Here is a 26,210-nt window from a genome sequence, read left to right as displayed (position 1 = left end):
TTCGAAAGCCGGCTGACACTGGACTGGTAGACCGCTGTGGGCGCACAACCAGAGGTTGTGCGCCACCGGGTCAACGGTTGAAGCGCTCCACCAGGGAATACTGGGTGGTGGCGGTGAGGGTCAGTTCCTCGCTGAGCAGCGCCGAATGCTGGGCCTGCTCGGAGGTCTGGTCGGCAAGCTGGGCGATGGTGCTGATGTTGCGGCTGATTTCATCGGCCACTGCGGTCTGCTCTTCGGTAGCGGCGGCAATCTGCGTGGTCATGTCGGTGATGTTGGCCACCGCCTCGCTGATGCCCACCAGCGCCTGGTCGGCTTCCATCACCCGTGCCACACCTTCCTCGGCCTGGCGATGGCCGGTTTCCATGGTTTGTACGGCATTGCTGGCGGTTTGCTGGAGCTTGGCGATCAGGCCGTGGATCTGCCCGGTCGATTCACTGGTGCGCTGCGCCAGCTGACGCACTTCGTCGGCCACCACGGCGAAGCCGCGGCCCATTTCACCGGCGCGTGCCGCTTCGATGGCGGCGTTGAGCGCCAGCAGGTTGGTCTGGTCGGCAATGCCCTTGATCACATCGACCACGCCACCAATCTCGTCGCTGTCGCGGGCCAGCTGGGTCACGGTCAGGCCGGTTTCGCCCACGGCAGCCGACAGACGCTGGATCGCATCGCGGGTTTCGCCGGCGATGTCGCGGCCGCGCCCGGTCAGGCGGTTGGCTTCCTGGGTGGCATCGGCGGTGCGCTGCACGTGGTTGGCCACTTCCTGGGTGGTGGCGGCCATCTGGTTGACGGCAGCGGCCACCTGCTCGGTCTCCACGCGCTGGCGCTCCAGGCCCGAGGAGCTGTTGTGGGCCAGGGTGTCGGACTGGCGCGCCTGCTCGTTGAGGTGCTCGGCGGTGTCCTGCAGGCGGGTCAGGCAGGTCTTGAGGCGCGCGTCCTGGCTGAGCATGGCCATTTCCAGGCGAGCCTGCACGCCGCGGCTGTCGGTGTACATCTGCGCGATCAGCGGGTCGGAGGTGGTCTGTTCGGCCAGGCGCAGCAGGCGCTTGAGGCCACGCTGCTGCCAGCTCAGGCCCAGCAGCCCCAGCGGTACCGACAGGGCGGCCGCCACGGCGAAGCCCCAGGAGTGGCCCAGCCAGCTGCCGATCAGGAAGCCGACCTGGCTGACCAGGATGAACGGCAGCCAGTCCTGCAGTACCGGCAGCCAGCGGTCGCGGCGCGGAATGGGTGGCTTGCCCTGATTGATGCGGTGATACAGCGCCTCGGCGCGACGGATCTGTTCGGCGCTGGGCTTGACCCGCACCGACTCGTAGCCGACTACCTGGTTGTTCTCGAAGATGGGGGTGACGTAGGCGTTGACCCAGTAATGATCACCCGACTTGCAGCGGTTCTTGACGATGCCCATCCACGGCAGGCCCTGCTTGAGCGTACTCCACATATGCGCAAACACAGCCGGCGGCACATCCGGGTGCCGGACCAGGTTGTGTGGCGCACGAATGAGCTCCTCCCGCGAAAAGCCGCTGATCTCGACGAACGCATCGTTGCAGTAGGTGATCACACCCTTGGCATCGGTGGTCGATATCAGACGTTGTTGGGCAGGGAAAGTCCGTTCGCGCTGGGTAATCGGCTGATTGTTACGCATAAGCTGTTCTATCCGGAAGGCTTTCGTGGTGTATCGGCAGACAGGCGTTTTTATTGAATGGATATTTAAAGAATATTGATCCGGCTCAAGGTGCCTTAGCTGTTCGTGTTGTAGTTGAAAGGCTGCAAAGTCAAGCAACTTGTTTGCATTCTTTCATATATTTGTCATGTTAGTCAGCTAGTGACCTGGTGTTCACGCGGGGGCAGGTAGCGGGCGGGCAACGCCGCACATTGCCTCTGGTTCAGGTCGAACTCAGTGGCCACACGGCGGGCCGGTGCAGGCCCGGCGCAACGGCGCCGGGCCTGCTTCAGGCTAGCTCGCGATCAACTGGCGCAGCACGTAGTGCAGAATGCCGCCAGCCTTGAAGTACTCCACTTCGTTGAGCGTATCGATGCGGCACAGTACCTGGATCTGCTGCGTCGATGCGTCTTCGCGGGTGATGCGCAGGGTCAGCGTCATGCGTGGCTGCACCTGGGTCTGGCTGAGGCCGAGAATGTCGATGCGCTCATGGCCGGTCAGCCCCAGGGTCTTGCGCGTCTGGCCCTCGGCGAACTGCAGGGGCAGCACGCCCATGCCCACCAGGTTGGAGCGGTGGATACGCTCGAAGCTTTCGGCCAGTACCGCCTTGACCCCCAGCAGGTTGGTGCCCTTGGCGGCCCAGTCGCGGCTGGAACCGGTGCCGTATTCCTGCCCGGCGATCACCACCAGTGGTGTACCTTCGTCCTTGTAGCGCATGGCCGCGTCATAGATCGCCAGCTTCTCGGCGCTGGGCACATGCACCGTGTTGCCGCCTTCCTCGCCACCGAGCATCTCGTTGCGGATGCGGATGTTGGCGAAGGTGCCGCGCATCATGACCTCATGGTTGCCGCGACGCGAGCCGTAGGAGTTGAAGTCCCGCGGCTCCACGCCCTTGTCGCGCAGGTAGCGTCCGGCCGGGCTGTCGGCCTTGATGTTGCCGGCGGGCGAGATGTGGTCGGTGGTCACCGAATCGCCCAGCAGCGCGAGTATCCGGGCGCCGTGGATGTCTTCGATGACCGGCAGCGGGCCGGTGATGTCGTCGAAGAAGGGCGGATGCTGGATGTAGGTGGAGTCCTCCTGCCACACATAGGTCGCTGCCTGCGGCACCTCGATGGCCTGCCACTGTGCGTCGCCGGCAAATACCTCGGCATACTCCTTGTGGAACATCGCGGTATCGACCTTGGCCACGGCTTCGGCGATTTCCTGCTGGCTGGGCCAGATATCACGCAGGTACACCGGCTTGCCGTCCTTGCCCAGGCCCAGGGCCTCGCTGGACAGGTCGACGCGCACGCTGCCGGCCAGGGCGTAGGCCACCACCAGCGGCGGCGACGCCAGCCAGTTGGTCTTGACCAGCGGGTGTACCCGGCCTTCGAAGTTGCGGTTGCCCGACAGTACCGAGGCGACGGTAAGGTCGGCCTGGGTGATGGCCTTTTCGATCGGCTCGGCCAGCGGGCCGGAGTTGCCGATGCAGGTGGTGCAGCCGTAGCCGACCAGGTCGAAGCCCAGAGCATCCAGATAAGGGGTCAGCCCGGCCGCCTTGTAGTAGTCGGTCACTACCTTGGAGCCGGGGGCCAGTGAGGTCTTGACCCAGGGCTTGCGCTGCAGGCCCTTTTCCACGGCCTTCTTGGCCACCAGCCCGGCAGCCATCATCACGCTGGGGTTGGAGGTGTTGGTGCAGGAGGTGATCGCGGCGATCACCACGGCACCGTCCTTGAGCAGGTGATTGGCGCCCTCGTGCTCGTATTCGATTTCGCCGGCCTGGTCGGCATTGCCCACCGCGACGCCGCCGCCCCCTTCACTTTCCAGGCGCCCGACCTCCTTGGTCGACACCTTCAGTTGCAAGCCGATGAAGTTGTTGAATGCCTGGGCCACCTGGGACAGCGCCACACGGTCCTGCGGGCGCTTGGGCCCGGCCAGGCTGGCTTCGACTTCGTCCATGTCCAGTGCCAGGGTGTCGGTGAACACCGGCTCCTGGCCCGCCTCGCGCCACAGACCCTGGGCCTTGCAGTAGGCCTCCACCAGTTGCACGGTGGCGGCGGGGCGACCGGACAGGCGCAGGTAGTCCAGGGTCACGTCGTCCACCGGGAAGAAACCGCACGTGGCGCCGTACTCCGGCGCCATGTTGGCAATGGTCGCGCGGTCGGCCAGGGGCAACTGGGCCAGGCCGTCGCCGTAGAACTCGACGAACTTGCCCACCACGCCCTTCTTGCGCAGCATCTGCGTCACCGTCAGCACCAGGTCGGTGGCGGTGATGCCTTCGCGCAGCTTGCCGGTCAGCTTGAACCCGATCACCTCGGGGATCAGCATCGACACCGGCTGGCCGAGCATGGCCGCCTCTGCCTCGATGCCGCCCACGCCCCAGCCCAGCACGCCCAGGCCGTTGATCATGGTGGTGTGCGAGTCGGTGCCGACCAGGGTGTCGGGGAAGGCATAGGTGCGTCCGTCTTCCTCGCGGGTCCACACGGTGCGGCCCAGGTACTCCAGGTTGACCTGGTGACAGATGCCAGTGCCCGGCGGCACTACGCTGAAGTTGTCGAAGGCGTTCTGGCCCCAGCGCAGGAACGCATAGCGTTCGCCGTTGCGTTGCATCTCGATGTCGACGTTCTCGCCGAAGGCCTGCGCGGTGGCGTAGCGATCGACCATCACCGAGTGGTCGATCACCAGGTCGACCGGGGAAAGCGGGTTGATGCGCTGCGGATCGCCGCCGGCCTTGGCCATGGCGGCGCGCATGGCGGCCAGGTCGACCACGGCGGGCACGCCGGTGAAGTCTTGCATCAGCACCCGTGCCGGGCGGTACTGGATCTCGCGGTCCGAGCGGCGCTGCTGCAGCCACTCGGCCAGGGCGTGCAGGTCCTGGCCGGTGACGGTCTTGCCGTCTTCCCAGCGCAGCAGGTTTTCCAGCAGCACCTTGAGCGACATCGGCAGGCGCTGCAGGTCGCCGAGGCTGCGGGCGGCCTCGGTCAGGCTGTAGTAATGGTATTCACGGTTCTCCACCGTCAGGGTCTTGAGGGTTTTCAGGCTGTCGAGCGAGGGCATCTGCCAACTCCTTCTGCGTCGGTGCCTGGCAATCATCCTTGCAGTCGCCAGTTCACCGCCTCTGTGACGGTCCGCACGGCACGGACCTGGCTAAGCGGTCAGGTTAGCCCTGTTTGGCGGACCTGACCATGTACTGGACCGGCGGGGCGTGTCGCCAGTTCCTAAACTGCTTTATCATTCGCCGATTTGCCGTGTGCAGGTGTTGCGCCCGGTCAGGGTTGGCGTGCAGGCCAGCCGTTCTGGAGTAGTTGATGAATACCCTGTTTATGCATTGCCGGCCCGGTTTCGAGGGTGAAGTGTGCGCCGAGATCGCCGAGCATGCCGCACGCCTGGGGGTTGCCGGTTATGCCAAGGGCAAGCCGCAGAGCGCCTGTGCCGAGTTCGTGTGCAACGACGCCGAGGGCGCCGAGCGCCTGATGCGCGAGCTGCGTTTCAAGCAGCTGATCTTTCCGCGCCAGTGGGCCCGCGGCAGCTTCGTCGAGTTGCCCGAAACCGACCGTATCAGCGTGCTGCTCGAGCACCTGGCCGCCTACCCGGTGTGTGGCAGCGTGTGGCTGGAGGTGATGGACACCAATGACGGCAAAGAGCTGTCGACCTTCTGCCGCAAGTTCGAGGCGCCGTTGTGCAAGGCCTTGAGCAAGGCTGGCCGGCTGGTTGACGACCCGGCCAGGCCGCGTCTGCTGCTGACCTTCGTCAGTGGCCGGCGCGTGTTCGTGGGGCTGGCCGCAGCGGACAACTCGGCGATGTGGCCGATGGGCATCCCGCGCCTGAAGTTTCCGCGCGAGGCGCCGAGCCGTTCGACCCTCAAGCTCGAGGAGGCCTGGCACCACTTCATCCCGCGTGAGCAGTGGGAGCAGCGCCTGTCGGGCGACATGACCGGGGTCGACCTGGGCGCCGCACCGGGTGGCTGGACCTACCAGCTGGTCAAGCGCGGCATGCTGGTGACCGCGATCGACAACGGGCCGATGGCCGAGAGCCTGATGGATACCGGGCTGGTGCAGCACCTGATGGCCGACGGGTTTACCTACAAGCCCAGGCAGACCGTGGACTGGATGGTGTGCGACATTGTCGAGAAGCCGGCGCGCAGCGCAGCGCTGCTGGAAACCTGGCTGGGGGAAGGGCTGTGCCGCGAGGCAGTGGTCAACCTCAAGCTGCCGATGAAGCAGCGCTATGCCGAGGTGCGGCGGCTGCTCGAGCGTATCGAGGACGGATTCAAGGCGCGCAAGGTCAAGGTGTCGATCGGCTGCAAGCAGCTGTATCACGACCGTGAAGAGGTGACGTGTCACCTGCGTCGTCTGGATCTGAAACCGCGTTGAGGCCTTCGCCGGCAAGGCCTTCAATCAACACCGAACAACCGCTGACCCCGGAGTACCTGATGACCGACCTCACCCCCGACGCCACCCTGGATGCCACCGGCCTCAACTGCCCCGAGCCGGTCATGATGCTGCACCAGCACATCCGCGACCTGGCGCCCGGCGGCCTGCTCAAGGTGATTGCCACCGACCCCTCGACCCGCCGCGACATCCCCAAGTTCTGTGTGTTTCTGGACCATGAACTGGTGCAGCAGCAGGAAGATGCCGGCACCTACCTGTACTGGATCCGCAAGAAGCTCGCCTAACCCCGGCGCTGCTGGCGGATGCGCTTGCGTGCGCTGCGCGCCAGGCGCACCGACAGCATCAGCGCCGCACAGGTCAGCCCCACGATAAGGCCTTCCCATAGCCCGCTGGGGCCGCTGGCCGGCCCGAAGTGGTCGGTAAGCCCCAGCAGGTAGCCCACCGGCAGGCCGATGCCCCAATAGGCGAACAGGGTCAGGATCATGGTCACGCGGGTGTCCTGATAGCCGCGCAAGGCGCCGGCCGCAGTCACCTGGATCGCGTCCGAGAACTGGAACAGCGCCGAATACACGATCAGCATCGAGGCGATCTGGATCACCGCCAGGTCCGTGGTGTAGATGCTGGCGATAGGCTCGCGCAGCAACAGCATCAGGCTGGCCGAAAAGCAGGCGTAGGCCAGCGCCGTACCCATGCCCACCCCGGCGGCAAAGCGCGCCTGGCGCGGGTCGCCGGCACCGATGGCCTGGCCGACCCGCACGGTTACCGCCATGCCCAGCGAATACGGGATCATGAACACCAGCGAACTCACGTTCAGGGCGATCTGGTGCCCGGCCACCACGGTGGAGCCCAGGCTGCCGATCAACAGGGCAATCACGCCGAAGATGCTCGATTCGGCGAATACCGCGATACCGATCGGCAGGCCGACCGTGAGCAGGCGCTTGATCACCGACCATTGCGGCCAGTCGAAACGGGCGAACACCTGGGCCGGGCGATAGGCCGCTGCACGGCCGACCCACAGCGCCATGGCCAGGGCCATGAACCACATCACGATGCCGCTGGCCCAGCCGCAGCCCACGCCGCCCATGGCTGGCACGCCCAGGTGGCCGTAGATGAACACGTAGTTCAGCGGGATGTTCAGCATCAGCCCGCTCAGCCCGATCACCATGCTCGGCCGGGTACGGCCCAGGCCGTCGCTGCTGCAGCGCAGCACGTAGTACAGCGCCACCGCCGGCAGGCCGAAGGCGATGCCTTGCAGGTAGCCCATGCACGGTGCGATCAGTTCCGGGTCGACCTTCATCAGGTGCAGTACCGGCTCGGCGCTGAGCAGCAGGCCGCAACCGCCCAGGCCGACCACGCCGGCCAGCCACAGGGCCTGGCGCACCAGCGGGCCGATCTCGGCATGCTGGCCGGCACCGAAGCGCTGCGCCACCTTGGGCGTGGTGGCCAGCAGGATGCCGGTCATCAGCAAAAACACCGGCACCCAGATCGAGTTGCCCAGGGCAACCGCTGCCAGGTCGCGCGGGCCGACCCGGCCAGCCATCACGGCATCCACGAAGCCCATGGCGGTGGTGGCCAGCTGGGCGATGATGATCGGCGTGGCCAACTGCAGCAGGCTGCGCACTTCAGTGCCGACCCTGGCTGGGCGGGAGAGGCGGGTGGTAGCGGTGTTCGACTGTGTCACGGGGCGGATGTCCACAATAAAGGCGCGGAAAACCGCCTAGTCTACGCCTTGACGCATGGGTCAGGAAATACACCGGCGGGCTTTATCTCGGCTGGATCGAGCCGGGTGTATGGGCCTACACTGCGCTCCCTTACAGGAGAGCGCCATGCTGATTGTTGCCGACGAGAATATACCGCTGCTCGATGCCTTCTTCGCAGGCTTCGGCGAGATCCGCCGTTACCCGGGCCGCAGCATCGACCGCGCCTGCGTGCAGGACGCCGATGTATTGCTGGTGCGCTCGGTGACAAACGTCGACCAGGCCCTGCTCGAAGGCAGCCAGGTGCGCTTCGTCGGCACCTGCACCATCGGCACCGATCACCTGGCGCTGGACTACTTTGCCCAGGCCGGTATCCAGTGGTCCAGCGCGCCGGGCTGCAATGCGCGGGGCGTGGTGGATTATGTGCTGGGCAGCCTGCTGACCCTGGCCGAGCTGGATGGCGCAGACCTGGCGCGGCGCACCTACGGGGTGGTTGGCGCCGGTGAAGTCGGCGGGCGCCTGGTGGAGGTGCTGCGCGGGCTGGGCTGGACGGTGCGGGTATGCGATCCGCTGCGCCAGGCGCAGGAGGGGGGGGACTACGTGAACCTGGAGCAGGTGCTGGCCGAGTGCGATGTGATCAGCCTGCACACGCCCTTGACCAAGGGCGGCGAGCATTCGACCTGGCACCTGCTGGACGCCGAGCGCTTGGCGCAACTGCGCCCCGGCGCCTGGCTTATCAACGCCAGCCGCGGCCCGGTGGTCGACAATGCGGCATTGCGCAGCCTGCTGCAGGCGCGTGACGATGTGCAGGCGGTGCTGGATGTGTGGGAGGGCGAGCCGCAGGTCGATCAGGCGCTGGCCGACCTGTGCGTGATTGCCACCCCGCATATCGCCGGCTACAGCCTGGATGGCAAGCAGCGCGGCACGGCGCAGATCTACCAGGCGTTCTGCGCCTGGCGGGGCGAGGCCGAAACGGTGCGCCTGGCCGACCTGCTGCCGCGCCCATGGCTGGCGCAGCTCAGCCTGCAGGCCGAAACCGATCCGGCCTGGGCTCTGGCCACACTGTGCCGTGCGGTGTACGACCCGCGCCGCGACGATGCGGATTTTCGTCGCAGCCTTGACCGTGACCCGCAAGCCCAGCGCGCGGCCTTCGATGTGTTGCGCAAACAGTACCCGCCGCGGCGTGAGATCGAGGGGCTGATGGTGCGCATCGAGGGGGATGCGCCGCAGTTGCAGCAGATGGTCAAGGCGTTGGGTGGCCTGTTGGTGTGAGGTACTGCTTTCGCCGGCCGGCAACGGGTCTCCCTGCAGGCGCCGGCCTTGCCGGCGAAGCGGGCTTTACACCAGGCATAAAAAACCCGGCACCAGGGCCGGGTTGATTTGAATAGGGGTCAGGCTTTCTTGGCGAGCTCTACCCGGCTTTTCTCCAGGTCCTCGCAGGCTTTTCTGATCATGTCTTCGGTGATCTCGATTTCCCGACCCTGGGCATCGATGATCGACCCGCACGCCGGGTTCGGATGGCTTGGGCGTTGCGCTTGGGTATTGCTGTTTTGCAAGCTCATTTCCTGTCTCCTCATCAGGTTGCAAGCTCAGACTAGATCCGCGACATGACCGCACCATGACAGCCCTGTCACACCTCCAGTCCAACAGAAAGTCAGACAAATCTCCAGCGGCACTTTAGAACGAAACGCTCTAGTGAACTTGTTGCCTGGTCTTGTCAGTGATGCCCCACGCGCTGCAGAGTTCCTTGGCGCCTGACCGGTGGTCGGGTGTAGGCTGACCTGCATACTCCGGATAAACGAAGACCTTCATGCCCAGCCTTCTTTCTGCTCGCCAGCGCCAGGCCTTGCGCCTGGCCTGGCGTTTCATTCGCCCTTACCGCAAACAGGCCATGGCTGCACTGCTGGCGCTGGTGGTCACTGCGGGCATCACGCTGTCCATGGGCCAGGGCATTCGCCTGCTGGTGGACCAGGGTTTCATGACCCAGTCGCCACACCTGCTCAACCAGTCCATCGGCCTGTTCATGTTGCTGGTGCTGGCACTGGCGGTGGGTACCTTCAGTCGTTTCTACCTGGTGTCGTGGATCGGCGAGCGGTGCGTGGCGGATATACGCCAGCAGGTGTTCGATCACCTGGTTTACCTGCACCCGGGCTTTTTCGAAAGCAACCGCAGTTCGGAGATCCAGTCGCGCCTGACCACCGACACCACGCTGCTGCAATCGGTGATCGGCTCGTCGCTCTCGCTGTTCCTGCGCAATGCCCTGATGGTGCTGGGCGGCATCGTGCTGCTGTTTGTCACCAACCCCAAGCTCACCAGCATCGTGGTGCTGGCCTTGCCGCTGGTGCTGGCGCCGATCCTGATCTTCGGCCGGCGGGTGCGCGGCCTGTCGCGCCAGAGTCAGGATCGCATCGCCGACGTGGGCAGCTACGTGGCCGAAACCCTCGGCCAGATCAAGACCGTGCAGGCCTACAACCACCAGGCCCGTGACCAGCAGCGTTTCGGCCTGACCGTGGAGGCTGCCTTTACCACCGCTCGCCAGCGAATCGTGCAGCGCGCCTGGCTGATCACCCTGGTGATCGTGCTGGTGCTCGGGGCGGTCGGTGTGATGCTGTGGGTCGGTGGCATGGACGTGATCGCCGGGCGTATTTCCGGCGGCGAGCTGGCGGCGTTCGTGTTCTACAGCCTGATCGTCGGCAGCGCCTTCGGCACCCTCAGCGAAGTGATCGGCGAGCTGCAACGGGCCGCGGGCGCAGCCGAGCGGATCGCCGAGCTGCTGGCGGCACGCAGCGAGATCCACGCCCCCGACGAAGGGCTGGAGCGCCTGCCTCCCAGGGTCAGTGGCCGCCTCGAACTGCAGGAGGTGCATTTTGCCTACCCCTCGCGGCCCACCCCAGCGGCTATCGACGGCCTGAGCCTGACGGTGGTGCCTGGCGAGACCCTGGCCCTGGTCGGGCCCTCGGGGGCGGGCAAGTCGACGCTGTTCGACCTGCTGCTGCGCTTCTACGACCCGCAGCAGGGGCAGATACTGCTCGACGGCCAGCCACTGACCCGGCTCGACCCGCAGGACCTGCGTCGGCATTTCGCACTGGTTGCGCAGAACCCGGCGCTGTTCTTCGGCACGGTCGAAGACAACATCCGCTACGGGCGTGCCGAGGCTACCAGTGCCGAGGTCGAGGCAGCGGCGCGCAGCGCGCATGCCCATGAATTCATCCTGCAGTTGCCCCAGGGCTACCAGACGCACCTGGGCGATGCCGGGCTTGGGCTTTCCGGTGGTCAGCGCCAGCGCCTGGCCATTGCCCGGGCGCTGCTGGTGGACGCGCCGATCCTGCTGCTGGACGAGGCCACCAGTGCCCTCGACGCACAAAGCGAGCACCTGATCCAGCAGGCCTTGCCAGCCCTCATGGCCGGGCGCACCACGCTGGTCATCGCCCATCGCCTGGCCACGGTGCAGCACGCCGACCGTATCGCCGTGATCGACCAGGGCCGGCTGGTCGCGGTGGGCACCCATCGCCAGCTGATTGCCGAGAACCCGCTGTATGCGCGGCTTGCCGCCTTGCAGTTCACCAGCGCATGAAGGAAATGTTACAGATTTTGTACGTCTGTAACATTTCTGTAGCAATCCCCTGAGAGTATCGGATCAGCTGTTGCGTAATGCTCAATGCAGTTTGCTGCCATCGCTCGATGGCAGCTTTTTTTTGCCCGGTGAACGAGGACAAGGACGTCTTTGACTGGTGCGGCAGGTGGCGCGCCAGCTTTCCTATCCTCTTGTTCCGAGACCCTTGCGATGTTCGTGCGTAAATCCCTGCGGCTGCAAATTCTCGCCCTGCTGGCTGGCAGCCTGCTGGCGATGTTGCTGATCGCCCTGGTGTGCTTTCAGTTCCTGTCGGCCAGCGTGCGCGGCTATGGCCAGCTGGTGGAGGGGCCGATACTGGCTTCGCAACTGATCGACGAAGCCAACCTGCAGTTCAAGGTGCAGGTGCAGGAATGGAAGAACGTATTGCTGCGCGGCAAGCAGCCGGTCGAGCGGGACAAGTACTGGCAGCAGTTTTCGGCGCGTGAACAGCAGGTGCAGGCGCTGCTGGCCCAGCTGGTGCGGGCCAACGCCGACGATGCGGGGCTCAGAACGCGCCTGCAGGCACTCAAGGACAGCCACGCGCAACTGGGCGCTGCCTACGCCCGCGGTCGCGATGCGTTCATCGCGGCAGGGGCCGACCCCGCTGTCGGGGACCAGGCAGTGAAGGGCGTGGACCGCGCGGCCAGTGAACAGATGAGCGAACTGGTCAGCCAGTTGCGTGCCGATGCCCAGGTGCAGGCGGCGGCCATCGATGCCCGCGCGCAGCGTACGGTGTGGCTGGGGCTGCTGGTGATGCTCGGCTCGGCGCTGCTGATTGCGCTGCTGAGCCTGTGGCTGGTTGATCGCAGGCTGATCGAGCCGATTCGACGCCTGATCGAATACGTGGCACACCTGAGCCAGGGCCGCTTCGATGCCCGTGTGGCCTGCGGGCGCCATGACGAGCTGGGGCGCCTGGCGGTGGCTGCCAATACCCTGCGCGATTTTCTGGCCGACACGGTAGGGCGCCTGCAGGACAACGCCCGGGAGCTGGAGTCCGCCAGCGGCGAGCTGCGCAGCCTGGCAGGCGGCATGGCGCGGGGCACCGAAGACCAGTTCCAGCGGACCGACCAGGTGGCCACGGCCATGCAGGAAATGTCCGCCACTGCCCAGGAGGTGGCCCGCCATGCAGCGGACGCGGCGCGCGCCGCGGATGATGCCGACCACAGTGCCCAGGCCGGCGAGCAGGTGATGCAGTCGACCATTGCCACCATCGACGCGGTCAACCGGGACATCGCCGGCACGGCGGCGGTGATTCGCCATCTGGAACAGGACAGCGCCCGTATCGGCAAGGTGCTGGAGGTGATCCGCGCTATCGCCGAGCAGACCAACCTGCTGGCGCTCAATGCTGCCATCGAGGCGGCCCGTGCCGGCCAGGCCGGGCGCGGGTTCGCGGTGGTGGCCGACGAGGTGCGCAACCTGGCCCAGCGCACGGCGGCGTCCACCGCCGAGATCAACCAGATCATCAGCGCCGTGCAGTCGGGCGCGCTGGAGGCGGTCAAGGCCATCGAGAACGGCCAGGCCCGCAGCGAGGAGGGGGCCGAACAGGTACAGCGTGCCGGTGCCATGTTGCAGCGCATCACCCAGGCGGTGGAGGCCATCCGCGACATGAACCGCCAGATCGCCACCGCCGCCGAGGAACAGACCAGCGTGGCCGAAGACATGTCCTGCAACCTGGTGGAGATCACCCGCATCGCCACCGCCAATCAGGGCGCCGTGCAGCGGACCGAGCAGGCCGGGCAGCACTTGCACGACCTGTCGGGTCGGTTGGGCGAGGTGACGGCGCGCCTGCGGGCCTGACCGGGGGAAATCCGCCACCTGCCGGCCTTTATGTCGGGCAATGTGGCGGATTGTCGCCAGCAAAACCATCAACGATGGGGTGCGACCACAGGTCCTAGCTATTAGCCGTTGGTCTTGTGCAAGTTGGCCCGCTTTCTGCTTAAGGCGACCCAGGCTTAAGCCTTGCGAAACATTCAGGGCTGCTACGGCAGCCATGGCGTCAGACCGTTCCCCGCACCCTCGATACCCCAGCCGCCAGCCAGCCTCGAAGGCCTGGACGCCATGCCTTGAGCCATGGCCTGCGCGCGCAGAACCACAAGAGACGGGCGTGCACTGCGGGCGTGATGGTCATTGCCAATCACTTCACTTCAATTGGATTGAACTATGAAAAAAATCCTGCTGACGCTCCTGTGCCTGAGCGTCATGGGTTGCTCCAAGCCCAGTGAACCGGAAAAGACCGTCGACGTGCTGCTGATCGGCGGCGGCATCATGAGTGCAAGCCTGGGGACCTACCTCAACGAGTTGGAGCCGGATTGGTCCATCGACGTGTACGAGCGCATGGACAAGGTGGCCGAGGAAAGCTCCAACGCCTGGAACAACGCCGGTACCGGCCACTCTGCGTTCTGCGAGCTGAACTACACCAGCGAAGCGGCTGACGGTTCGATGGACATCAGCAAGGCGGTGGGCGTCAACGAGCAGTTCGAGATCTCCAAGCAGTTCTGGGCCTACCAGGTCGAGCAGAAGGTGCTGAACAACCCGACCTCGTTCATCAACAACGTGCCGCACATGAGCTTTGTGTGGGGCGACAAGAACGTCGAGTTCCTCAAGAAACGTCATGCGGCCCTGCAGCACAGTTCGCTGTTCCGTGGCATGGAGTACTCCGAAGACCACGCGCAGATCCAGAAGTGGGTGCCGATCGTGATGGAAGGCCGTGCCGCCGACCAGAAGATTGCCGCAACGCGCATGCCGATCGGTACCGACGTGAACTTCGGCGAGATCACCCGCCAGCTGTTCGCTTCGCTGACCCAGCATGACAACGTCAAGCTGCACACCTCGCACGAAGTGCGCGACATCGTGCGCAACGCCGACAACACCTGGACCGTGGTGGTCGCCGACCTCGCCAACAAGGGCGTCGAAACCAGCGTCAAGGCCAAGTTCGTGTTCATCGGTGCCGGTGGTGGCGCGCTCAAGCTGCTGCAGAAGTCCGGCATCCCGGAAGCTGACGGCTATGCCGGCTTCCCGGTGGGCGGCCAGTTCCTGATGACCGACAACCAGGACATCGTCAAACGTCACAAGGCCAAGCTGTACGGCAAGGCGTCGGTCGGTGCGCCGCCGATGTCTGTACCGCACCTGGACACCCGTGTCATCGATGGCAAGGAAGTGCTGCTGTTCGGCCCGTTCGCGACCTTCTCCACCAAGTTCCTGAAAAACGGTTCGCTGCTGGACATGTTCTCGGCACTGACCACCCACAACATCATGCCGATGACCCATGCCGGTATCGACAACATCGACCTGAGCACCTACCTGATGGGCCAGTTGATGCTGAGCTTCGAAGACCGCATGCATGCCCTGCGCGAGTACTTCCCCAGCGCCAGGAACGAAGACTGGAAACTGCTGCAGGCCGGCCAGCGCGTCCAGGTGATCAAGAAGGATCCCGAGCACGGTGGCATCCTGCAGTTCGGTACCGAGGTGGTGGCTTCGCAGGACGGCACCATCGCCGCGCTGCTGGGCGCCTCGCCAGGTGCCTCCACCGCCGCACCGATCATGCTGACCGTGCTGGAAAAGACCTTCAAGGACCGTATCAAGACCCCTGAATGGCAGGCCAAGCTGAAGCAGATCGTGCCGACCTATGGTCAGAAGCTCAACAACAACCTCGAGCTGACCAACAAGACCCGTGAGTGGAGCAGCTCGCGCCTGAACCTGCTGTTCGTGCCGGTGCTGCCGGACGAGACGGCGGTGGCCGCGCAGTAACGTCGGGTTGACGCTTCGCGGATCGAGCCCGCCCCCACCGGATGATTGACATCCTTGTGGGGGCGGGTTTGAGCCACAGCGGATGCAGTACAGCCAGAAACCACAAAGCCCGCAAAAGCGGGCTTTGTGGTTTTTGCCGATCTGGTCGGAGAGACAGGATTCGAACCTGCGGCCTTCTCGTCCCGAACGAGACGCGCTACCTGGCTGCGCTACACTCCGATGACAAAATTCTACTCAAAAAAAAACGCGACCGGCAAGCCCCGGCGAGGGGCCTGAAGCTTGCCGTCTGTACTGCCTTTTACAGCTCTTTCACGGTGCGGACCTGGTCCTTGTTGATCCGGGTGCTCTTGCCGTCGAGTTGTTCGATTTCATAGAAGCCCGAATCTTCATCGTACTTGGGGGTGTCGACCGCCTGGATCTCACGTCCGTCATTCAGCGTGATCACGGTAGGCGAAGCACACCCGGCGAGGGTGCCCAGGCCCAGGGCGAGCAGGAAAGCGGGGAGGGTCCGTTGAATCATATTCTTTCTCCATTGAGGGGGAAGTTGCGGGTCATGTCATTGAGACGCATCGCGTCCCAGCAAGTTCCTCGCAACTTGAGCATAGCGGCTGAACCGCGTCATTGATCGGGAACAATGCAATCGGCCGCTGGCGGGCGGGCGCGGGGAGGGCTGTGATATAACTGGCGGCATTCTTTCCCTGTCATGGATTCACCTTCCTCATGAAAGCCAAGGCTGATGTACCGTTCGTGCCGCTGAACATTGCCGTGCTGACCGTCAGCGATACCCGCACCCTGGAAACCGATACCTCCGGCCAGGTGTTCGTCGACCGCCTGACTGCTGCCGGCCACGCGCTGGCCGCCCGTGTACTGCTCAAGGACGACCTCTACAAGATTCGCGCGCAGGTCGCTACCTGGATCGCCGACGAGCAGGTGCAGGTGGTACTGATCACGGGCGGCACCGGCTTCACCGGCCGCGACAGCACCCCCGAGGCGGTCGGTTGCCTGCTCGACAAGCAGGTCGACGGCTTCGGTGAACTGTTCCGGCATATCTCCCTGGCCGATATCGGCACCTCCACCGTGCAGTCCCGCGCCCTGGCCGGGCTGGCCAACGGTACGCTGGTGTGCTGCCTGCCCGGCTCGACCAACGCGGTACGCACCGGCTGGGACGGGATTCTTGCCGAGCAACTGGATGTACGCCATCGCCCGTGCAATTTCGTCGCGCACCTCAAGCAGGCGGCGCCGTGTGAAAGCCGTGGCTGAGCCTGTTGCGGCAAAGCCGCTGATGTCCGTGGAGCAGGCCCTGGAGCGCTTGCTGGCGCTGGCCGAAGCGGCGCGCATCGAAGACTGCGAAGCGGTGCCACTGGCTGCTGCCGAGGGCCGTGTGCTGGCCACGGCGCTGGTCGCCGGCCTTGACCTGCCACCCTGGCCCAACAGCGCCATGGACGGCTACGCACTGCACCACGCCGACTGGCAGGGCACGCCGCTGGTGGTGAGCCAGCGCATTCAGGCCGGGCAGGCGCCTGCGCCTCTGGAGCCGGGTACCTGTGCGCGCATCTTCACCGGTGCGCCGCTGCCGGCAGGGGCCGACTGCGTCGAGATGCAGGAAAACGTCGATGTTCAGCCCGATCAACGCGTGTGTTTCACCGAGCCGCTCAGTGCCGGGCTCAACGTGCGCCCGCAGGGCCAGGAAACCCGGGCAGGTGAAACCGTGCTGGACGCCGGGACCCGCCTCGGTCCGGTCGAGCTGGGCCTGGCTGCCTCGCTCGGCTGCGCGGTGCTGTCGGTAGTGCGCAAGGTGCGGGTGGCGGTGCTTTCCACCGGCGACGAACTGGTCGAGCCGGGGCTGCCCCTGGGCCCCGGGCAGATCTACAACAGCAACCGGCGCCTGCTGGTCAGCTGGCTGCAGCGCCTGGGCTGCGAGGTGAAGGACGCCGGCATCCTGCCCGATGATCTGGCGTTGACCCGTGAGCGCCTGGGCCAGCTCAAGGACGTCGACCTGATTCTGTCCACCGGTGGTGTATCGGTGGGCGAGGCCGATTACCTGGGTATCGCCCTGCGCGAAGAAGGTGAGCTGTCGCTGTGGAAGCTTGCGATCAAGCCCGGCAAGCCGCTGACCTTCGGGCATTTTCGCGGGGTGCCGGTGATCGGTCTGCCAGGCAACCCGGCGTCGACCCTGGTCACCTTCGGCCTGCTCACCCGGCCGTACCTGTTGCGCCGCCAGGGTGTGCAGGACGTGACGCCGCTGCAGTTCAGCGTGCCTGCCGGTTTCGACTGGCCCAAGCCCGGCAATCGCCGCGAATACCTGCGCGCGCGCATGGAGCAGGGCCAGGCGCTGATCTACAAGAACCAGAGCTCGGGTGTGCTGCGCAGCGCCGCGTGGGCCGAGGGCCTGGTGGAGGTGCGCGAGGGCACTGCGCCCGGCAAGGGCGACAGCGTGCAGTTCATCCCCCTCAGCGAGCTACTCGGCTGACGGCAGCAGGCCCCGGGCAACCCGGTCGTTGCCCAGTGGGGCCTGCGCGGCGAGGCGCGCATACACGCTCTCCAGCTGCGCGGCGGCCCTGCTCCAGTCATGCTGCTCGCGCACGAACTGGCGCGCGGCATCGGACAACTGCTGCATGCGCGTCGGGTGGCTCAGCAGGCGGGTGATGATCAGTGCCAGCGTGTCGGTGTCGTCCCCACCCAGGTAATGCTCGCCGTTGCGCACTGCCAACCCCGCTGCGCCCTGGGTGGTGGTGACCACCGGCAGGCCTGCGGCCATGGCCTCGAGCAACTTGATCTTGCACCCGCCGGCATGGCGCAGCGGGGCAAAGAACAGCGCCGAGTGGCGTTGCAGCTCACGCAGGTCGGGCAGGTAGCCGATCCATTCGATGCGCGGGTCGTTCCAGCGCAGCTTCCACTGGGTGGGCAGGGCATGTCCGACCACCGCCAGGCGCACGGCCGGGTTGCTCAGCCATACCTGCGGCAGGATCTCCTCCAGCGCCCACTCCAGCGCCTCCAGGTTGGCGCCGTATTCGAAGTTGCCCACCAGCAGCAGGCGCTGGCTGTGCGGGCAGGCGCTGATGTGCTGGTAGTACTCGTAGTCCACGCCGTTGATCACCACCTCGGCAGGGCGGCCGGTGAACTGGCGGATCTGTTCGGCATCGCGCGGGTTGACGGCCACCACTTCGCTGGCCTGGCGCAGCACCCGCGACTCCCAGCGCCGGTAGCGCCAGCGGTCGAAGCTGTTGAACGGTCGCAGCCACAGGGGCAGGCGGTCCTGGCACACCGCGCCGGTGTCCGACTCCACATGATGCTCGCTGACCATGAAAGGCAGGCCGCTGGCTTGCAGGGCCTTTTCGAAGGGTTGGAAACTGTAGCTGTGCTCGATCTGGATCACATCCCACTGCTCGCGCAGCAACGTTTCGAAGCAGTGGCGCAGGTGGGGCGCCAGGCCGTTGGTGCTGGCCCGCATCGGGTAGCCGACGTACAGCGCCGCCAGCAGGTTGAGCGGGCTGCGCAAAGGCCTTCGCGGCAACACGATCAGGCGCTCGAGCAGTGGCTCCAGTGCCTGTCGGGCTGCCTCGCCAAGCGGAACTTTCGAGTGCACCAGCAGCGTGATCCTGTGCCCGCGTTCAGCCAGGCCACGCAACAGGTGGTATTGCCGGGCCTTGCTGCCGCTGGTGGTGGGCCAGGGCAGGTAAGGCAGTGTCCAGAGTACGCGCATGACCCACTTCCTCTCTTGCCGCAGGGGCGTCGACAGGCTGAATGCGAAAACGCGCCTGGCGGGCCTCAGCCGATCGCTGCTGCCGGGGCGCGTCCATAGATATCAGTAAAGCGCACGATGTCGTCCTCGCCCAGGTATTCGCCGCTTTGCACCTCGATCATTACCAGATCGATCACCCCGGGGTTGCTCAGGCGATGCTCGCGCCCCGGCTTGATGAAGGTCGACTCGTTGGTGTCGAGCAGAAATTCCTCTTCGCCGTTGGTCACGCAGGCCATGCCGCTGACCACGATCCAGTGTTCGCTGCGGTGATGGTGCATCTGCAGGGACAGGCAGGCCTGCGGGCGTACCATGATGCGCTTGATCTTGAAGCGCGGGCCTTCCTCGAGCACGGTGTAGGTGCCCCAGGGGCGCGTCACGGTGCGGTGCAGGCGATAGGCGTCGTGGTCCTGGCGCTTGAGCTGCTGGGCAATCAGCTTGACCTCCTGGCTGCGGCTCGCGTCGGCGATCAGCAGGGCGTCGGGGGTGTCGATGATGATCAGGTTGTCCAGGCCGATGGCGCCCACCAGGCGGCGAGGCGAATCGATGTAGCAGTTGCTCACGTCGTGCAGCACGGTCTCGCCGTTGCACTGGTTGCCCTGGGCATCGCCCTGGGCCAGGCTGCGCACCGCCCGCCAGCAGCCGATGTCACTCCAGCCCAACTGGCTGGGCAGCACTGCCACCTGGGTGGAGCGCTCCATCACGGCGTAGTCGATGGAGATGTCGGCAACCTGCGCGAAGCTGGTGGCATCCAGTTCCAGTTGCAGGCTGTTGTTGCCCTGTTTGCTCTGGCTCAGCCCCAGGCATTCGCCGACCGCATCCAGAACCTGCGGTGCGTGCTGCTGCAGCTCGCGCAGGATGGCATCTGCACGCATGCAGAACATGCCGGCGTTCCACAGGTGCTGGCCGCCCTCGACATAGCGCTGGGCGGTCTCTGCGTTCGGCTTTTCGACGAAGCGCTCCACGCGATAGCCATGGGCATCCAGGGCCTGGCCCTTCTCGATGTAGCCGAAGCCGGTTTCCGGTTGAGTGGGCACCAGGCCGAAGGTGGTCAGCCAGCCTTGCTCGGCCAGGGCGCGGGCGCGCTCCACGGCCTCTTCGAAGGCTGCCTGGTCGGTGATCAGGTGGTCGGCGGGCAGCACCAGCAGGTGGGCGTCTTCGCCGTATTCACGGGCGCAGTGCAGGGCGGCGGCGGCAATCGCCGGGGCCGTGTTGCGCCCGCAGGGCTCGAGAATGAAGTCCAGCGCGATGCCGGGCTGTTTGAGCTGGCGGTATTCATCCTGGGTGCGGAAGAACACTTCGCGATTGGTGACGGTGAGTACGCGGGCCACATCCTTGAGTGCGCAGGCACGCAGGAAGGTTTTCTGCAGCAGGCTCTGGCCATCGGGCATGCGCATGAAGGGCTTGGGCATGGCCTCGCGTGAAACCGGCCACAATCGGGTGCCGGCTCCACCGGCAATGATGCAAGGGATCAGTGTGCTCATTTCACTCAGCCTCGTGTTCTGGGCACCGCTAGGCGGTGTGATAACAGGGAAAAGGTGAACCTGGCAGGCGCTTTGCTCAATGAGTCAAAAAAGTGACTTTTATCACTGGCATCGTCCGTGAAGGCCAAATATTTGTCGAATGATGCACATCGATTGAGAATCTTTCAATGGCAATTGTGTGAAAGCGCTGTTTTTGACGTGGTCCGCATGCAACGGAACCGTGTTGTAATCGGTCGATATACACGGGCGTCATCTGACGCGGCACCGCCGTCGGCGGTGATCAATGCGGGGGAGCAGTTATGGGTGAGCGCAGGGCATTGTTGATTCTGCATGGCAAGCAGGCCATGAACGACGAGGTGCGCGCGGCGGTAATGGGCTTGCGCGAGCGCGGCTGGCAGCTCGATGTTCGACTCACCTGGGAGGGGGGCGATGCCCAGCGCCTGGTGCACGAGGCGCTGGCGGCGGGGTACCCGCATCTGGTGGCCGGTGGTGGCGACGGTACCCTGCGCGATGTGGCAGAGGCGCTGGCCCAGGCCCGCGGTGATGCCAGCCTGGCGCTATTGCCGCTGGGTACCGCCAACGATTTCGCACGGGCTGCCGGTGTGCCGCTGGAGCCGGACCAGGCTCTGAACCTGCTGGAGTTGCCGGCGCGGGCGATCGACCTGGGCGAGGTGGGCGGGCAGGTGTTTCTCAACATGGCCACCGGCGGTTTCGGCAGCCAGGTCACGGCCAGCACTTCCGAGGACCTGAAGAAGGTGATCGGTGCCGCGGCCTATCTGTTCACCGGGCTGTCGCGTTTCAGCGAGCTGCGTGCGGCCTCGGTGGAGCTGCAAGGTCCGGATTTTCACTGGCAAGGTCAGTTGCTGGCCCTGGGAATCGGCAACGGCCGCCAGGCCGGCGGCGGGCATGTGCTGTGCCCGCAGGCGCAGGTGGACGACGGGCTGCTCGATATCAGCATCCTGCCGGCGCCGCAGGAGGTGGTCGGCACTTTGCGTGACCTGCTGAGCGAGGGCCTGGGGCTGGACAATCTGTTCGTTCGCGCGCGCCTGCCGTGGGTCGAGATCAAGAGCGCCGAAGGCCTGGACATCAACCTCGATGGCGAGCCGCTGCAAGGCGACAGCTGGCGCTTCAGTGCGCTGCCGGGGGCGCTGCGCGTGCACCTGCCCGCCGAGTCGCCGCTGCTCAGTCGTCCAGGCTGATGATCTGTTCGCGCACGGCGAACAGCACCAGGCCCGCCACGTCGTAGATCTGCAGGCGTTTCATGATCTGCGAGCGGTGGGTCTCGACGGTCTTGATGCTCAGGCCCAGGCCGTTGGCGATTTCACGGGTGGATTTGCCGCGCACGATCAGGCGCAGGATTTCCAGCTGGCGCGCCGTGAGGTTGTGGTTCTCGACGGCCTCGGGCTTGCTGCTCTGGGCGCGCAGTAACGCCTGGTTGATCACGGTATGCGCGATGGCCGGGCTCAGGTAGCGCTCGTCGCTGCGCAGCGCGGCCAGTGCCTGCTCCAGTTCGGTGGCGGTGGTGTCCTTGAGCAGGTAGCCATGGGCGCCGATTTCCAGTGCGCGCATGATCAGCTCGGGGTCGGTGTGCATCGACAGGATCAGCACCTTGCTGCGACAGCCAGCAGCCTTCAGGCGGCCCAGGGCCTCCAGGCCCCCGGTCGAGCGCATCGAGATGTCCAGCAGCACGATATCCGGGTCCAGGCGCTGCACCAGTTCGAGCAGTTGGCTACCGTCGTTGGCCTCGCCTACCACGGCGTAGCCGGGTATGTCGGCGACCAGGGCGCGTACGCCGGCGCGAATCAGGGAGTGGTCATCCACCAGCAACAGATTACAGATCATGGGGTTTACTTGTATTGGCGCGTTCACGGGCACGCGGTGGCCAGGGGAACAGTACGTCGATGTGGGTGCCCTGGCCGGGTTGGCTGTTCACGCTCAGCCGGCCATTGAGCAGGTTGACCCGTTCACTCATGCCGGCCATGCCGCGCTGGCCCTCCTCGCCGGGGGCGGCAGCAGGCGTGAAGCCCTGGCCGTCGTCGCTGATCGATAGTGCCAGGCCTTCGGGGGTGCGCTCGATGCGCACGCTCAGGTTGCGCGCCCGGGCGTGTCGCAGAATGTTGGTGACGGCTTCCTGGGTAATGCGAAAGGCAGCGATGGCCATGTCTTCCGGAATGCCACCCAGGCGCTGCCTGCACTCCAGGCTCCAGTGCACGTCGGTGTTTTCCAGGGTGCGCAGCAGGTGCGCGCGCAGGCTCGCTTCAAGCCCCAGGCTGGCCAGTTGGCGTGGGTTGAGGATCGCCGACACATCACGCACGTTGGCCAGGGTGTCGTCCAGGGTGCTGCGCAATGTGGCGCAGTGTTCCTGCAGGTCGGCCGGCATGCGCCGTTGCAGCCAGTCTGCCTGCAGCTTGGCGGCTGTCAGCAGTTGGCCGATATCGTCATGCAGTTCGCGGCTCAGACGCTGGCGTTCGCTCTCCTGTACCTCGAGCAGGCGGTGGGCCAGCTCCTGGGGGCGCATGGCGATCGAGCGCGCGGCCTGGCGCAATTGCCAGCCAATTCCGAGCAGGGCGGCCAGCTGCAGTGCCAGCAGGCTGCCGGGCATCGGTGCCGCACGCAGGTACAGGTACAGGTTGGCCGCCGCCGACACCAGGCACAGCAGGGCGCTCAGCCAATGCAGCAGAGAAGCGCCCGGAGGGCCGCGCTTGAGTGTCTTGAGGCTTGAGAGCATAGGGAATGAAGCCACTGAAGTATCGCTGTTGAAAGCCGGTCGAATATCGCCCAACAGGCGTTTGGGGCAACGCCTGGATTTAACTTTGTGCAGTTTTGCCAACACTGGAATCAGACGATTTCAAGTGTGCTGAAAACGCCAAACTTCAGCACCGTGCATTGTCGGTGTGCAATTTGCGTCGGGCATAGTATCACTTCGCTTGGAAATGGTCGCGGGGCGTGAAAGATGTCCGAACTGTCAGTTTTACGGGCTGGTACGGTCGTTCCGGATGGCGCAAAGTCTAGCACTTTGCTATCACTGGTGGCGATACACAACTTGTCCTATATGCGCTGATATTGTTTTTGTATACAGCTGACAGAAACTCGCCGCCCACGCGTAAGTTAATGCTTAGTGTTGTGGGAAAGTGCTTTGAAATGATGTGCGGCGGGGAAATTTCCCACGCCGGTTAGTTGTGCAACTTCATGCGCCCAGGGCGGGTGCAGGGGCGGCGGGTGTGGCGGTCGCCTTGGCCGGTTCTGCGTGCAACTGGCGGAAGGTCTGTTCCAGTTCCTCCAGCAAGGCCAGTTGCTCCTGGGGGTCCAGGTTCAGTTGGCCGGTGTGCGGGTCGATCAGTTCAAGCTGCCAGGCCAGCAGGCTCAGGCAGGCTTTCAGCTTGGGCAGTGCAGCGTGAAGGCGCGCGCGGCATTGCTGCGGTTCGAGCACATGACAGAGTTGGCGACAGAAGTCGGCGATCTGCGTCTGGGCCTGCAGGTGGGCACGCTCGGCCAGTGTGCCGAGGGTGTTCAGCAGGCAGTCGCACGCGTCGGTATCGTGGCCGATCAGGTCAAGGTGCGACAGGCACTCCTGAGCGCGGGTCAGCAGTACGTGGGCATCGACCTGAAAGTCGTGTAGGGCGCTGATGTCCGCAGTGGTGTCGGACATCAGTCGTTTCCTGCCAGGCGCAGACTGCGGATGGGGGCTGAAACGCCCTGGAGCCGGTGTTTTGGCAAGACGCTAGCATTGGTTGTGGACAACAAGGCAGTAGCGAGCAAAAGCCTGACTCCATTCATGCAATGAGAATGGCGTCACATTAATGGCTAAAGGATATTGCGAACATCAGGTCTCGCCCGATTGTGGCTAGGGGTTTCCCTGATGGCATTGGCTTGGTGTGATCGCTGATGACCTGCCGCGACTGCAAAACTGTCAGCGCAGTAAACCATGATGCTAAAGTGACATCAATGCCCCCCGCAGCATTTTATTTTGGGGGGTCAAGCCAAGACGAACGCGGCCGATACACGGTTGATAATTCAATTTTTGCGACACGCCTGGGGGTTGTTTAATGGCTGGCATTCTCGACACGGTAGACCAAAGGACGCAGCTGGTAGGCGAGAACCGTCTGGAAATCCTCATGTTTCGCCTGGCCGGGCGCCAACTGTTCGCGATCAACGTGTTCAAGGTGCAGGAAGTGCTGCAGATGCCCAAGTTGACCCTGATGCCGCAACGCCATGCGTATGTGTGCGGCGTGGTCAACCTGCGTGGGCAGACCCTGCCGGTGATCGACCTGTCCCAGGCCATCGGCATGCGCCCACTGGAGCCGGGGCCCAACAGCACCATCATCGTCACCGAGTACAACCGCTCGGTGCAGGCGTTCCTGGTGGGAGGCGTGGACCGTATCGTCAACATGAACTGGGAGGCGATCATGCCGCCGCCCACCAGTGCCGGGCGTCAGCATTACCTGACGGCCATCAGCAAGGTCGACGAGCAACTGGTAGAAATCATCGACGTGGAGAAAGTACTGGCCGAAATCGTGCCGTACAACGCCAAGGTGTCCCGCGACAAGCTGGAAGACCCGGTACTGGCGCAGGCGCGAGGGCGGGAGGTGCTGCTGGTGGACGACTCCACCGTGGCCCTGGCGCAGTTGCGTGAAACCCTGAGCCAGCTGGGGGTGAAGATGCATGTGGCCAGCGATGGCCTCAAGGCACTCAACCTGCTCAAAGGCTGGGCGGATGCCGGTGAGGACGTGTGCTCGAAGTTGCTGATGGTCTTCACCGATGCCGAAATGCCGGAAATGGACGGCTACCGCCTGACCACCGAGATCCGCAACGACCCGCGCCTGCGCAGCCTGTACGTGGTGCTGCACACGTCCTTGTCGGGCAGCTTCAACGAATCGATGGTGAAGAAGGTCGGTTGTGACAACTTTTTGTCCAAGTTCCAGCCCGACAAGCTGGTGGATGTGGTGCGCCAGCGCCTGATGCTGGACGAAGCGACCGTCTGAGCCGTTATCGACTGCCGGGCAGCGGTTGCCCGGCCCTCGGTGTAAGCTTGCGCCTTTATCATCCGGAGCCGGCCCATGCGTCTGAGCGCGTTGTATCGTTACCCACTCAAGTCGGCCCAGGCGCAAGCCCTGGGCCAGTCGCCGTGCGGCCTGCTGGGCTTGCTGGGTGACCGGCGCTGGATGCTGGTGGAGCAGGACAACGGACGTTTCCTGACCCAGCGCGCCTACCCGCAGATGAGCCAGTTATCGGCGCTGTACGACGCCGATGGCGGGCTGGTGCTCAGTGCCCCGGGTTTTGACCCCTTGCAGGTGGCGGTGCCGCAAGCGGACGCCAATCTGCGTGGGGCGACCATCTGGCGCGACACCCTGCGCGTACCGGATGCAGGCGATGCGGCGGCCGACTGGTTGAGCCGCTTCATCGGCAAGCCGGTGCGCCTGGTGCATGTGCCCGAGCCGCGTACCCGCTATCTGCCGGCCGGCTACGGTGAGAACAGCGACCGTGTGGCCTTCGCCGATGGTTTCCCCTTGCTGCTGATCGGCCAGGCGTCGCTCGACGACCTGGTACAGCGGGTTGGGCGCCCCTTGGAGATGCTGCGCTTTCGGCCCAATCTGGTGGTCGAGGGCAGTGCGGCATATGCCGAGGATGGCTGGAAGCGCATTCGCATTGGCCAGCAGACCTTTCGGGTGCTTTCCCCGTGCACGCGCTGCATCCTCACCACCCTCGACCCGCAGACCGGCGAGCGCAGCCCCGATCGCGAACCCTTGACCACGCTCAAGACCTATCGGCAGAAGGAGGGGGATGTGCTGTTCGGCCAGAACCTGGTGGCCGACGGCGAGGGCATGCTGGAGGTGGGCATGGCGGTCGAGGTGCTGGAATAGCGACGGGCCGCTTCGCCAGCAAGGCTGGCCCCTGCACACGCACCG

Annotated in this window: 21 protein-coding genes and 1 tRNA gene; 11 read left to right on the top strand and 11 right to left on the bottom strand. The window is 64.9% G+C overall.

Features of this window, described 5'->3' with window-relative positions; all coding sequences use genetic code 11:
• Positions 1-70: 70 nt before the first annotated feature.
• Complete coding sequence (locus QMX96_RS06745) at positions 71-1,636, bottom strand: PAS domain-containing methyl-accepting chemotaxis protein (RefSeq protein ID WP_043864593.1); 1,566 nt, start codon at positions 1,634-1,636, stop codon at positions 71-73.
• 312 nt (positions 1,637-1,948) lie between these two features.
• Positions 1,949-4,690, bottom strand: a complete 2,742-nt coding sequence (acnA, locus tag QMX96_RS06740) for an aconitate hydratase AcnA (RefSeq protein ID WP_100633159.1) — start codon at positions 4,688-4,690, stop codon at positions 1,949-1,951.
• A 251-nt stretch (positions 4,691-4,941) separates the two neighbouring features.
• Between acnA and rlmM the strand changes: the two genes are divergently transcribed.
• Both rlmM and tusA read left to right on the top strand, forming a co-directional pair.
• Positions 4,942-6,006: a 23S rRNA (cytidine(2498)-2'-O)-methyltransferase RlmM gene (gene rlmM, locus QMX96_RS06735; RefSeq protein WP_043864591.1), complete on the top strand. Its 1,065-nt coding sequence runs from the start codon at positions 4,942-4,944 to the stop codon at positions 6,004-6,006.
• A 59-nt stretch (positions 6,007-6,065) separates the two neighbouring features.
• A complete protein-coding gene (tusA, locus tag QMX96_RS06730; protein WP_043864590.1) occupies positions 6,066-6,308 on the top strand; it encodes a sulfurtransferase TusA in 243 nt (80 codons plus the stop codon).
• On the opposite strand, the gene QMX96_RS06725 is transcribed toward tusA, so the two are convergent.
• Positions 6,305-7,714, bottom strand: coding sequence for an MATE family efflux transporter (locus tag QMX96_RS06725; RefSeq protein WP_043864663.1), 1,410 nt, complete (start codon positions 7,712-7,714; stop codon positions 6,305-6,307). The two genes, tusA and QMX96_RS06725, sit on opposite strands and share 4 nt — an antisense overlap.
• A gap of 136 nt (positions 7,715-7,850) precedes the next feature.
• Here QMX96_RS06725 and pdxB point away from each other — a divergent pair, with 136 nt between their 5' ends.
• A complete protein-coding gene (gene pdxB, locus QMX96_RS06720; RefSeq protein WP_282361463.1) occupies positions 7,851-8,993 on the top strand; it encodes a 4-phosphoerythronate dehydrogenase PdxB in 1,143 nt (380 codons plus the stop codon).
• 119 nt (positions 8,994-9,112) lie between these two features.
• Here the strand turns inward: pdxB and QMX96_RS06715 are convergent, their stop codons facing one another.
• Complete coding sequence (locus tag QMX96_RS06715) at positions 9,113-9,283, bottom strand: PA1571 family protein (protein ID WP_167400204.1); 171 nt, start codon at positions 9,281-9,283, stop codon at positions 9,113-9,115.
• 248 nt (positions 9,284-9,531) lie between these two features.
• Here QMX96_RS06715 and QMX96_RS06710 point away from each other — a divergent pair, with 248 nt between their 5' ends.
• The 3 genes from QMX96_RS06710 to mqo all read left to right on the top strand — a co-directional run bounded on the left by QMX96_RS06710 (position 9,532) and on the right by mqo (position 15,081).
• Positions 9,532-11,295 (top strand): ABC transporter transmembrane domain-containing protein, encoded by a 1,764-nt coding sequence (locus tag QMX96_RS06710; RefSeq protein WP_210014563.1) that lies wholly within the window; start codon positions 9,532-9,534, stop codon positions 11,293-11,295.
• A gap of 210 nt (positions 11,296-11,505) precedes the next feature.
• Positions 11,506-13,131, top strand: a complete 1,626-nt coding sequence (locus tag QMX96_RS06705; protein ID WP_282361462.1) for a methyl-accepting chemotaxis protein — start codon at positions 11,506-11,508, stop codon at positions 13,129-13,131.
• Between the two features lie 363 nt (positions 13,132-13,494).
• The gene (mqo, locus tag QMX96_RS06700) at positions 13,495-15,081 is read left to right on the top strand and encodes a malate dehydrogenase (quinone) (RefSeq protein ID WP_282361461.1); all 1,587 of its coding nucleotides are present in this window, start codon (positions 13,495-13,497) and stop codon (positions 15,079-15,081) included.
• A gap of 142 nt (positions 15,082-15,223) precedes the next feature.
• Here mqo and QMX96_RS06695 read toward each other — a convergent pair.
• Positions 15,224-15,300, bottom strand: a tRNA-Pro gene (locus QMX96_RS06695).
• A 79-nt stretch (positions 15,301-15,379) separates the two neighbouring features.
• Positions 15,380-15,601: a YgdI/YgdR family lipoprotein gene (locus QMX96_RS06690; RefSeq protein ID WP_043864585.1), complete on the bottom strand. Its 222-nt coding sequence runs from the start codon at positions 15,599-15,601 to the stop codon at positions 15,380-15,382.
• A gap of 200 nt (positions 15,602-15,801) precedes the next feature.
• Between QMX96_RS06690 and moaB the strand changes: the two genes are divergently transcribed.
• Together moaB and glp are read left to right on the top strand one after the other, a co-directional pair.
• A complete protein-coding gene (gene moaB / locus QMX96_RS06685) occupies positions 15,802-16,341 on the top strand; it encodes a molybdenum cofactor biosynthesis protein B (protein WP_043864584.1) in 540 nt (179 codons plus the stop codon).
• Positions 16,325-17,551: a gephyrin-like molybdotransferase Glp gene (gene glp, locus QMX96_RS06680; RefSeq protein WP_282361460.1), complete on the top strand. Its 1,227-nt coding sequence runs from the start codon at positions 16,325-16,327 to the stop codon at positions 17,549-17,551. Before moaB ends, glp begins: the two co-directional genes overlap by 17 nt.
• On the opposite strand, the gene QMX96_RS06675 is transcribed toward glp, so the two are convergent.
• The gene (locus QMX96_RS06675) at positions 17,540-18,784 is read right to left on the bottom strand and encodes a glycosyltransferase family 4 protein (RefSeq protein WP_043864582.1); all 1,245 of its coding nucleotides are present in this window, start codon (positions 18,782-18,784) and stop codon (positions 17,540-17,542) included. The two genes, glp and QMX96_RS06675, sit on opposite strands and share 12 nt — an antisense overlap.
• A 65-nt stretch (positions 18,785-18,849) precedes the next feature.
• Positions 18,850-20,304, bottom strand: coding sequence for a mannose-1-phosphate guanylyltransferase/mannose-6-phosphate isomerase (locus tag QMX96_RS06670; RefSeq protein ID WP_054916195.1), 1,455 nt, complete (start codon positions 20,302-20,304; stop codon positions 18,850-18,852).
• 299 nt (positions 20,305-20,603) lie between these two features.
• Here QMX96_RS06670 and yegS point away from each other — a divergent pair, with 299 nt between their 5' ends.
• Positions 20,604-21,503: a lipid kinase YegS gene (yegS, locus tag QMX96_RS06665; RefSeq protein ID WP_043864580.1), complete on the top strand. Its 900-nt coding sequence runs from the start codon at positions 20,604-20,606 to the stop codon at positions 21,501-21,503.
• Here the strand turns inward: yegS and QMX96_RS06660 are convergent.
• The 3 genes from QMX96_RS06660 to QMX96_RS06650 all read right to left on the bottom strand — a co-directional run bounded on the left by QMX96_RS06660 (position 21,487) and on the right by QMX96_RS06650 (position 23,953).
• Complete coding sequence (locus QMX96_RS06660; protein WP_043864579.1) at positions 21,487-22,146, bottom strand: response regulator transcription factor; 660 nt, start codon at positions 22,144-22,146, stop codon at positions 21,487-21,489. The genes yegS and QMX96_RS06660 overlap by 17 nt on opposite strands.
• Positions 22,136-23,032: a sensor histidine kinase gene (locus tag QMX96_RS06655; protein ID WP_043864578.1), complete on the bottom strand. Its 897-nt coding sequence runs from the start codon at positions 23,030-23,032 to the stop codon at positions 22,136-22,138. Before QMX96_RS06655 ends, QMX96_RS06660 begins: the two co-directional genes overlap by 11 nt.
• A gap of 459 nt (positions 23,033-23,491) precedes the next feature.
• Positions 23,492-23,953, bottom strand: a complete 462-nt coding sequence (locus QMX96_RS06650; protein WP_043864577.1) for a hypothetical protein — start codon at positions 23,951-23,953, stop codon at positions 23,492-23,494.
• Positions 23,954-24,350: 397 nt separating this feature from the next.
• Here QMX96_RS06650 and QMX96_RS06645 point away from each other — a divergent pair, with 397 nt between their 5' ends.
• The gene (locus QMX96_RS06645) at positions 24,351-25,286 is read left to right on the top strand and encodes a chemotaxis protein CheV (protein ID WP_043864576.1); all 936 of its coding nucleotides are present in this window, start codon (positions 24,351-24,353) and stop codon (positions 25,284-25,286) included.
• A 75-nt stretch (positions 25,287-25,361) separates the two neighbouring features.
• Positions 25,362-26,165, top strand: coding sequence for an MOSC domain-containing protein (locus tag QMX96_RS06640; RefSeq protein WP_043864575.1), 804 nt, complete (start codon positions 25,362-25,364; stop codon positions 26,163-26,165).
• Positions 26,166-26,210 lie beyond the last annotated feature (45 nt).

This window comes from Pseudomonas sp. PS01300 (assembly GCF_029960155.1).
Lineage (GTDB): Bacteria > Pseudomonadota > Gammaproteobacteria > Pseudomonadales > Pseudomonadaceae > Aquipseudomonas > Aquipseudomonas palmensis.
The sequence above is the reverse complement of the archived record's forward strand: the minus strand, read 5'-3'. Positions and strand labels throughout refer to the sequence as shown.

Excerpts from the sequence above, each read along its gene's own strand:
- QMX96_RS06745 (WP_043864593.1), bottom strand. The coding sequence starts at position 1,636 with ATGCGTAACAATCAGCCGATTACCCAGCGCGAACGGACTTTCCCTGCC.
- acnA (WP_100633159.1), bottom strand. The coding sequence starts at position 4,690 with ATGCCCTCGCTCGACAGCCTGAAAACCCTCAAGACCCTGACGGTGGAG.
- rlmM (WP_043864591.1), top strand. The coding sequence starts at position 4,942 with ATGAATACCCTGTTTATGCATTGCCGGCCCGGTTTCGAGGGTGAAGTG.
- tusA (WP_043864590.1), top strand. The coding sequence starts at position 6,066 with ATGACCGACCTCACCCCCGACGCCACCCTGGATGCCACCGGCCTCAAC.
- pdxB (WP_282361463.1), top strand. The coding sequence starts at position 7,851 with ATGCTGATTGTTGCCGACGAGAATATACCGCTGCTCGATGCCTTCTTC.
- QMX96_RS06715 (WP_167400204.1), bottom strand. The coding sequence starts at position 9,283 with ATGAGCTTGCAAAACAGCAATACCCAAGCGCAACGCCCAAGCCATCCG.
- QMX96_RS06710 (WP_210014563.1), top strand. The coding sequence starts at position 9,532 with ATGCCCAGCCTTCTTTCTGCTCGCCAGCGCCAGGCCTTGCGCCTGGCC.
- QMX96_RS06705 (WP_282361462.1), top strand. The coding sequence starts at position 11,506 with ATGTTCGTGCGTAAATCCCTGCGGCTGCAAATTCTCGCCCTGCTGGCT.
- mqo (WP_282361461.1), top strand. The coding sequence starts at position 13,495 with ATGAAAAAAATCCTGCTGACGCTCCTGTGCCTGAGCGTCATGGGTTGC.
- QMX96_RS06690 (WP_043864585.1), bottom strand. The coding sequence starts at position 15,601 with ATGATTCAACGGACCCTCCCCGCTTTCCTGCTCGCCCTGGGCCTGGGC.
- moaB (WP_043864584.1), top strand. The coding sequence starts at position 15,802 with ATGAAAGCCAAGGCTGATGTACCGTTCGTGCCGCTGAACATTGCCGTG.
- QMX96_RS06675 (WP_043864582.1), bottom strand. The coding sequence starts at position 18,784 with ATGCGCGTACTCTGGACACTGCCTTACCTGCCCTGGCCCACCACCAGC.
- QMX96_RS06670 (WP_054916195.1), bottom strand. The coding sequence starts at position 20,304 with ATGAGCACACTGATCCCTTGCATCATTGCCGGTGGAGCCGGCACCCGA.
- yegS (WP_043864580.1), top strand. The coding sequence starts at position 20,604 with ATGGGTGAGCGCAGGGCATTGTTGATTCTGCATGGCAAGCAGGCCATG.
- QMX96_RS06660 (WP_043864579.1), bottom strand. The coding sequence starts at position 22,146 with ATGATCTGTAATCTGTTGCTGGTGGATGACCACTCCCTGATTCGCGCC.
- QMX96_RS06655 (WP_043864578.1), bottom strand. The coding sequence starts at position 23,032 with ATGCTCTCAAGCCTCAAGACACTCAAGCGCGGCCCTCCGGGCGCTTCT.
- QMX96_RS06650 (WP_043864577.1), bottom strand. The coding sequence starts at position 23,953 with ATGTCCGACACCACTGCGGACATCAGCGCCCTACACGACTTTCAGGTC.
- QMX96_RS06645 (WP_043864576.1), top strand. The coding sequence starts at position 24,351 with ATGGCTGGCATTCTCGACACGGTAGACCAAAGGACGCAGCTGGTAGGC.
- QMX96_RS06640 (WP_043864575.1), top strand. The coding sequence starts at position 25,362 with ATGCGTCTGAGCGCGTTGTATCGTTACCCACTCAAGTCGGCCCAGGCG.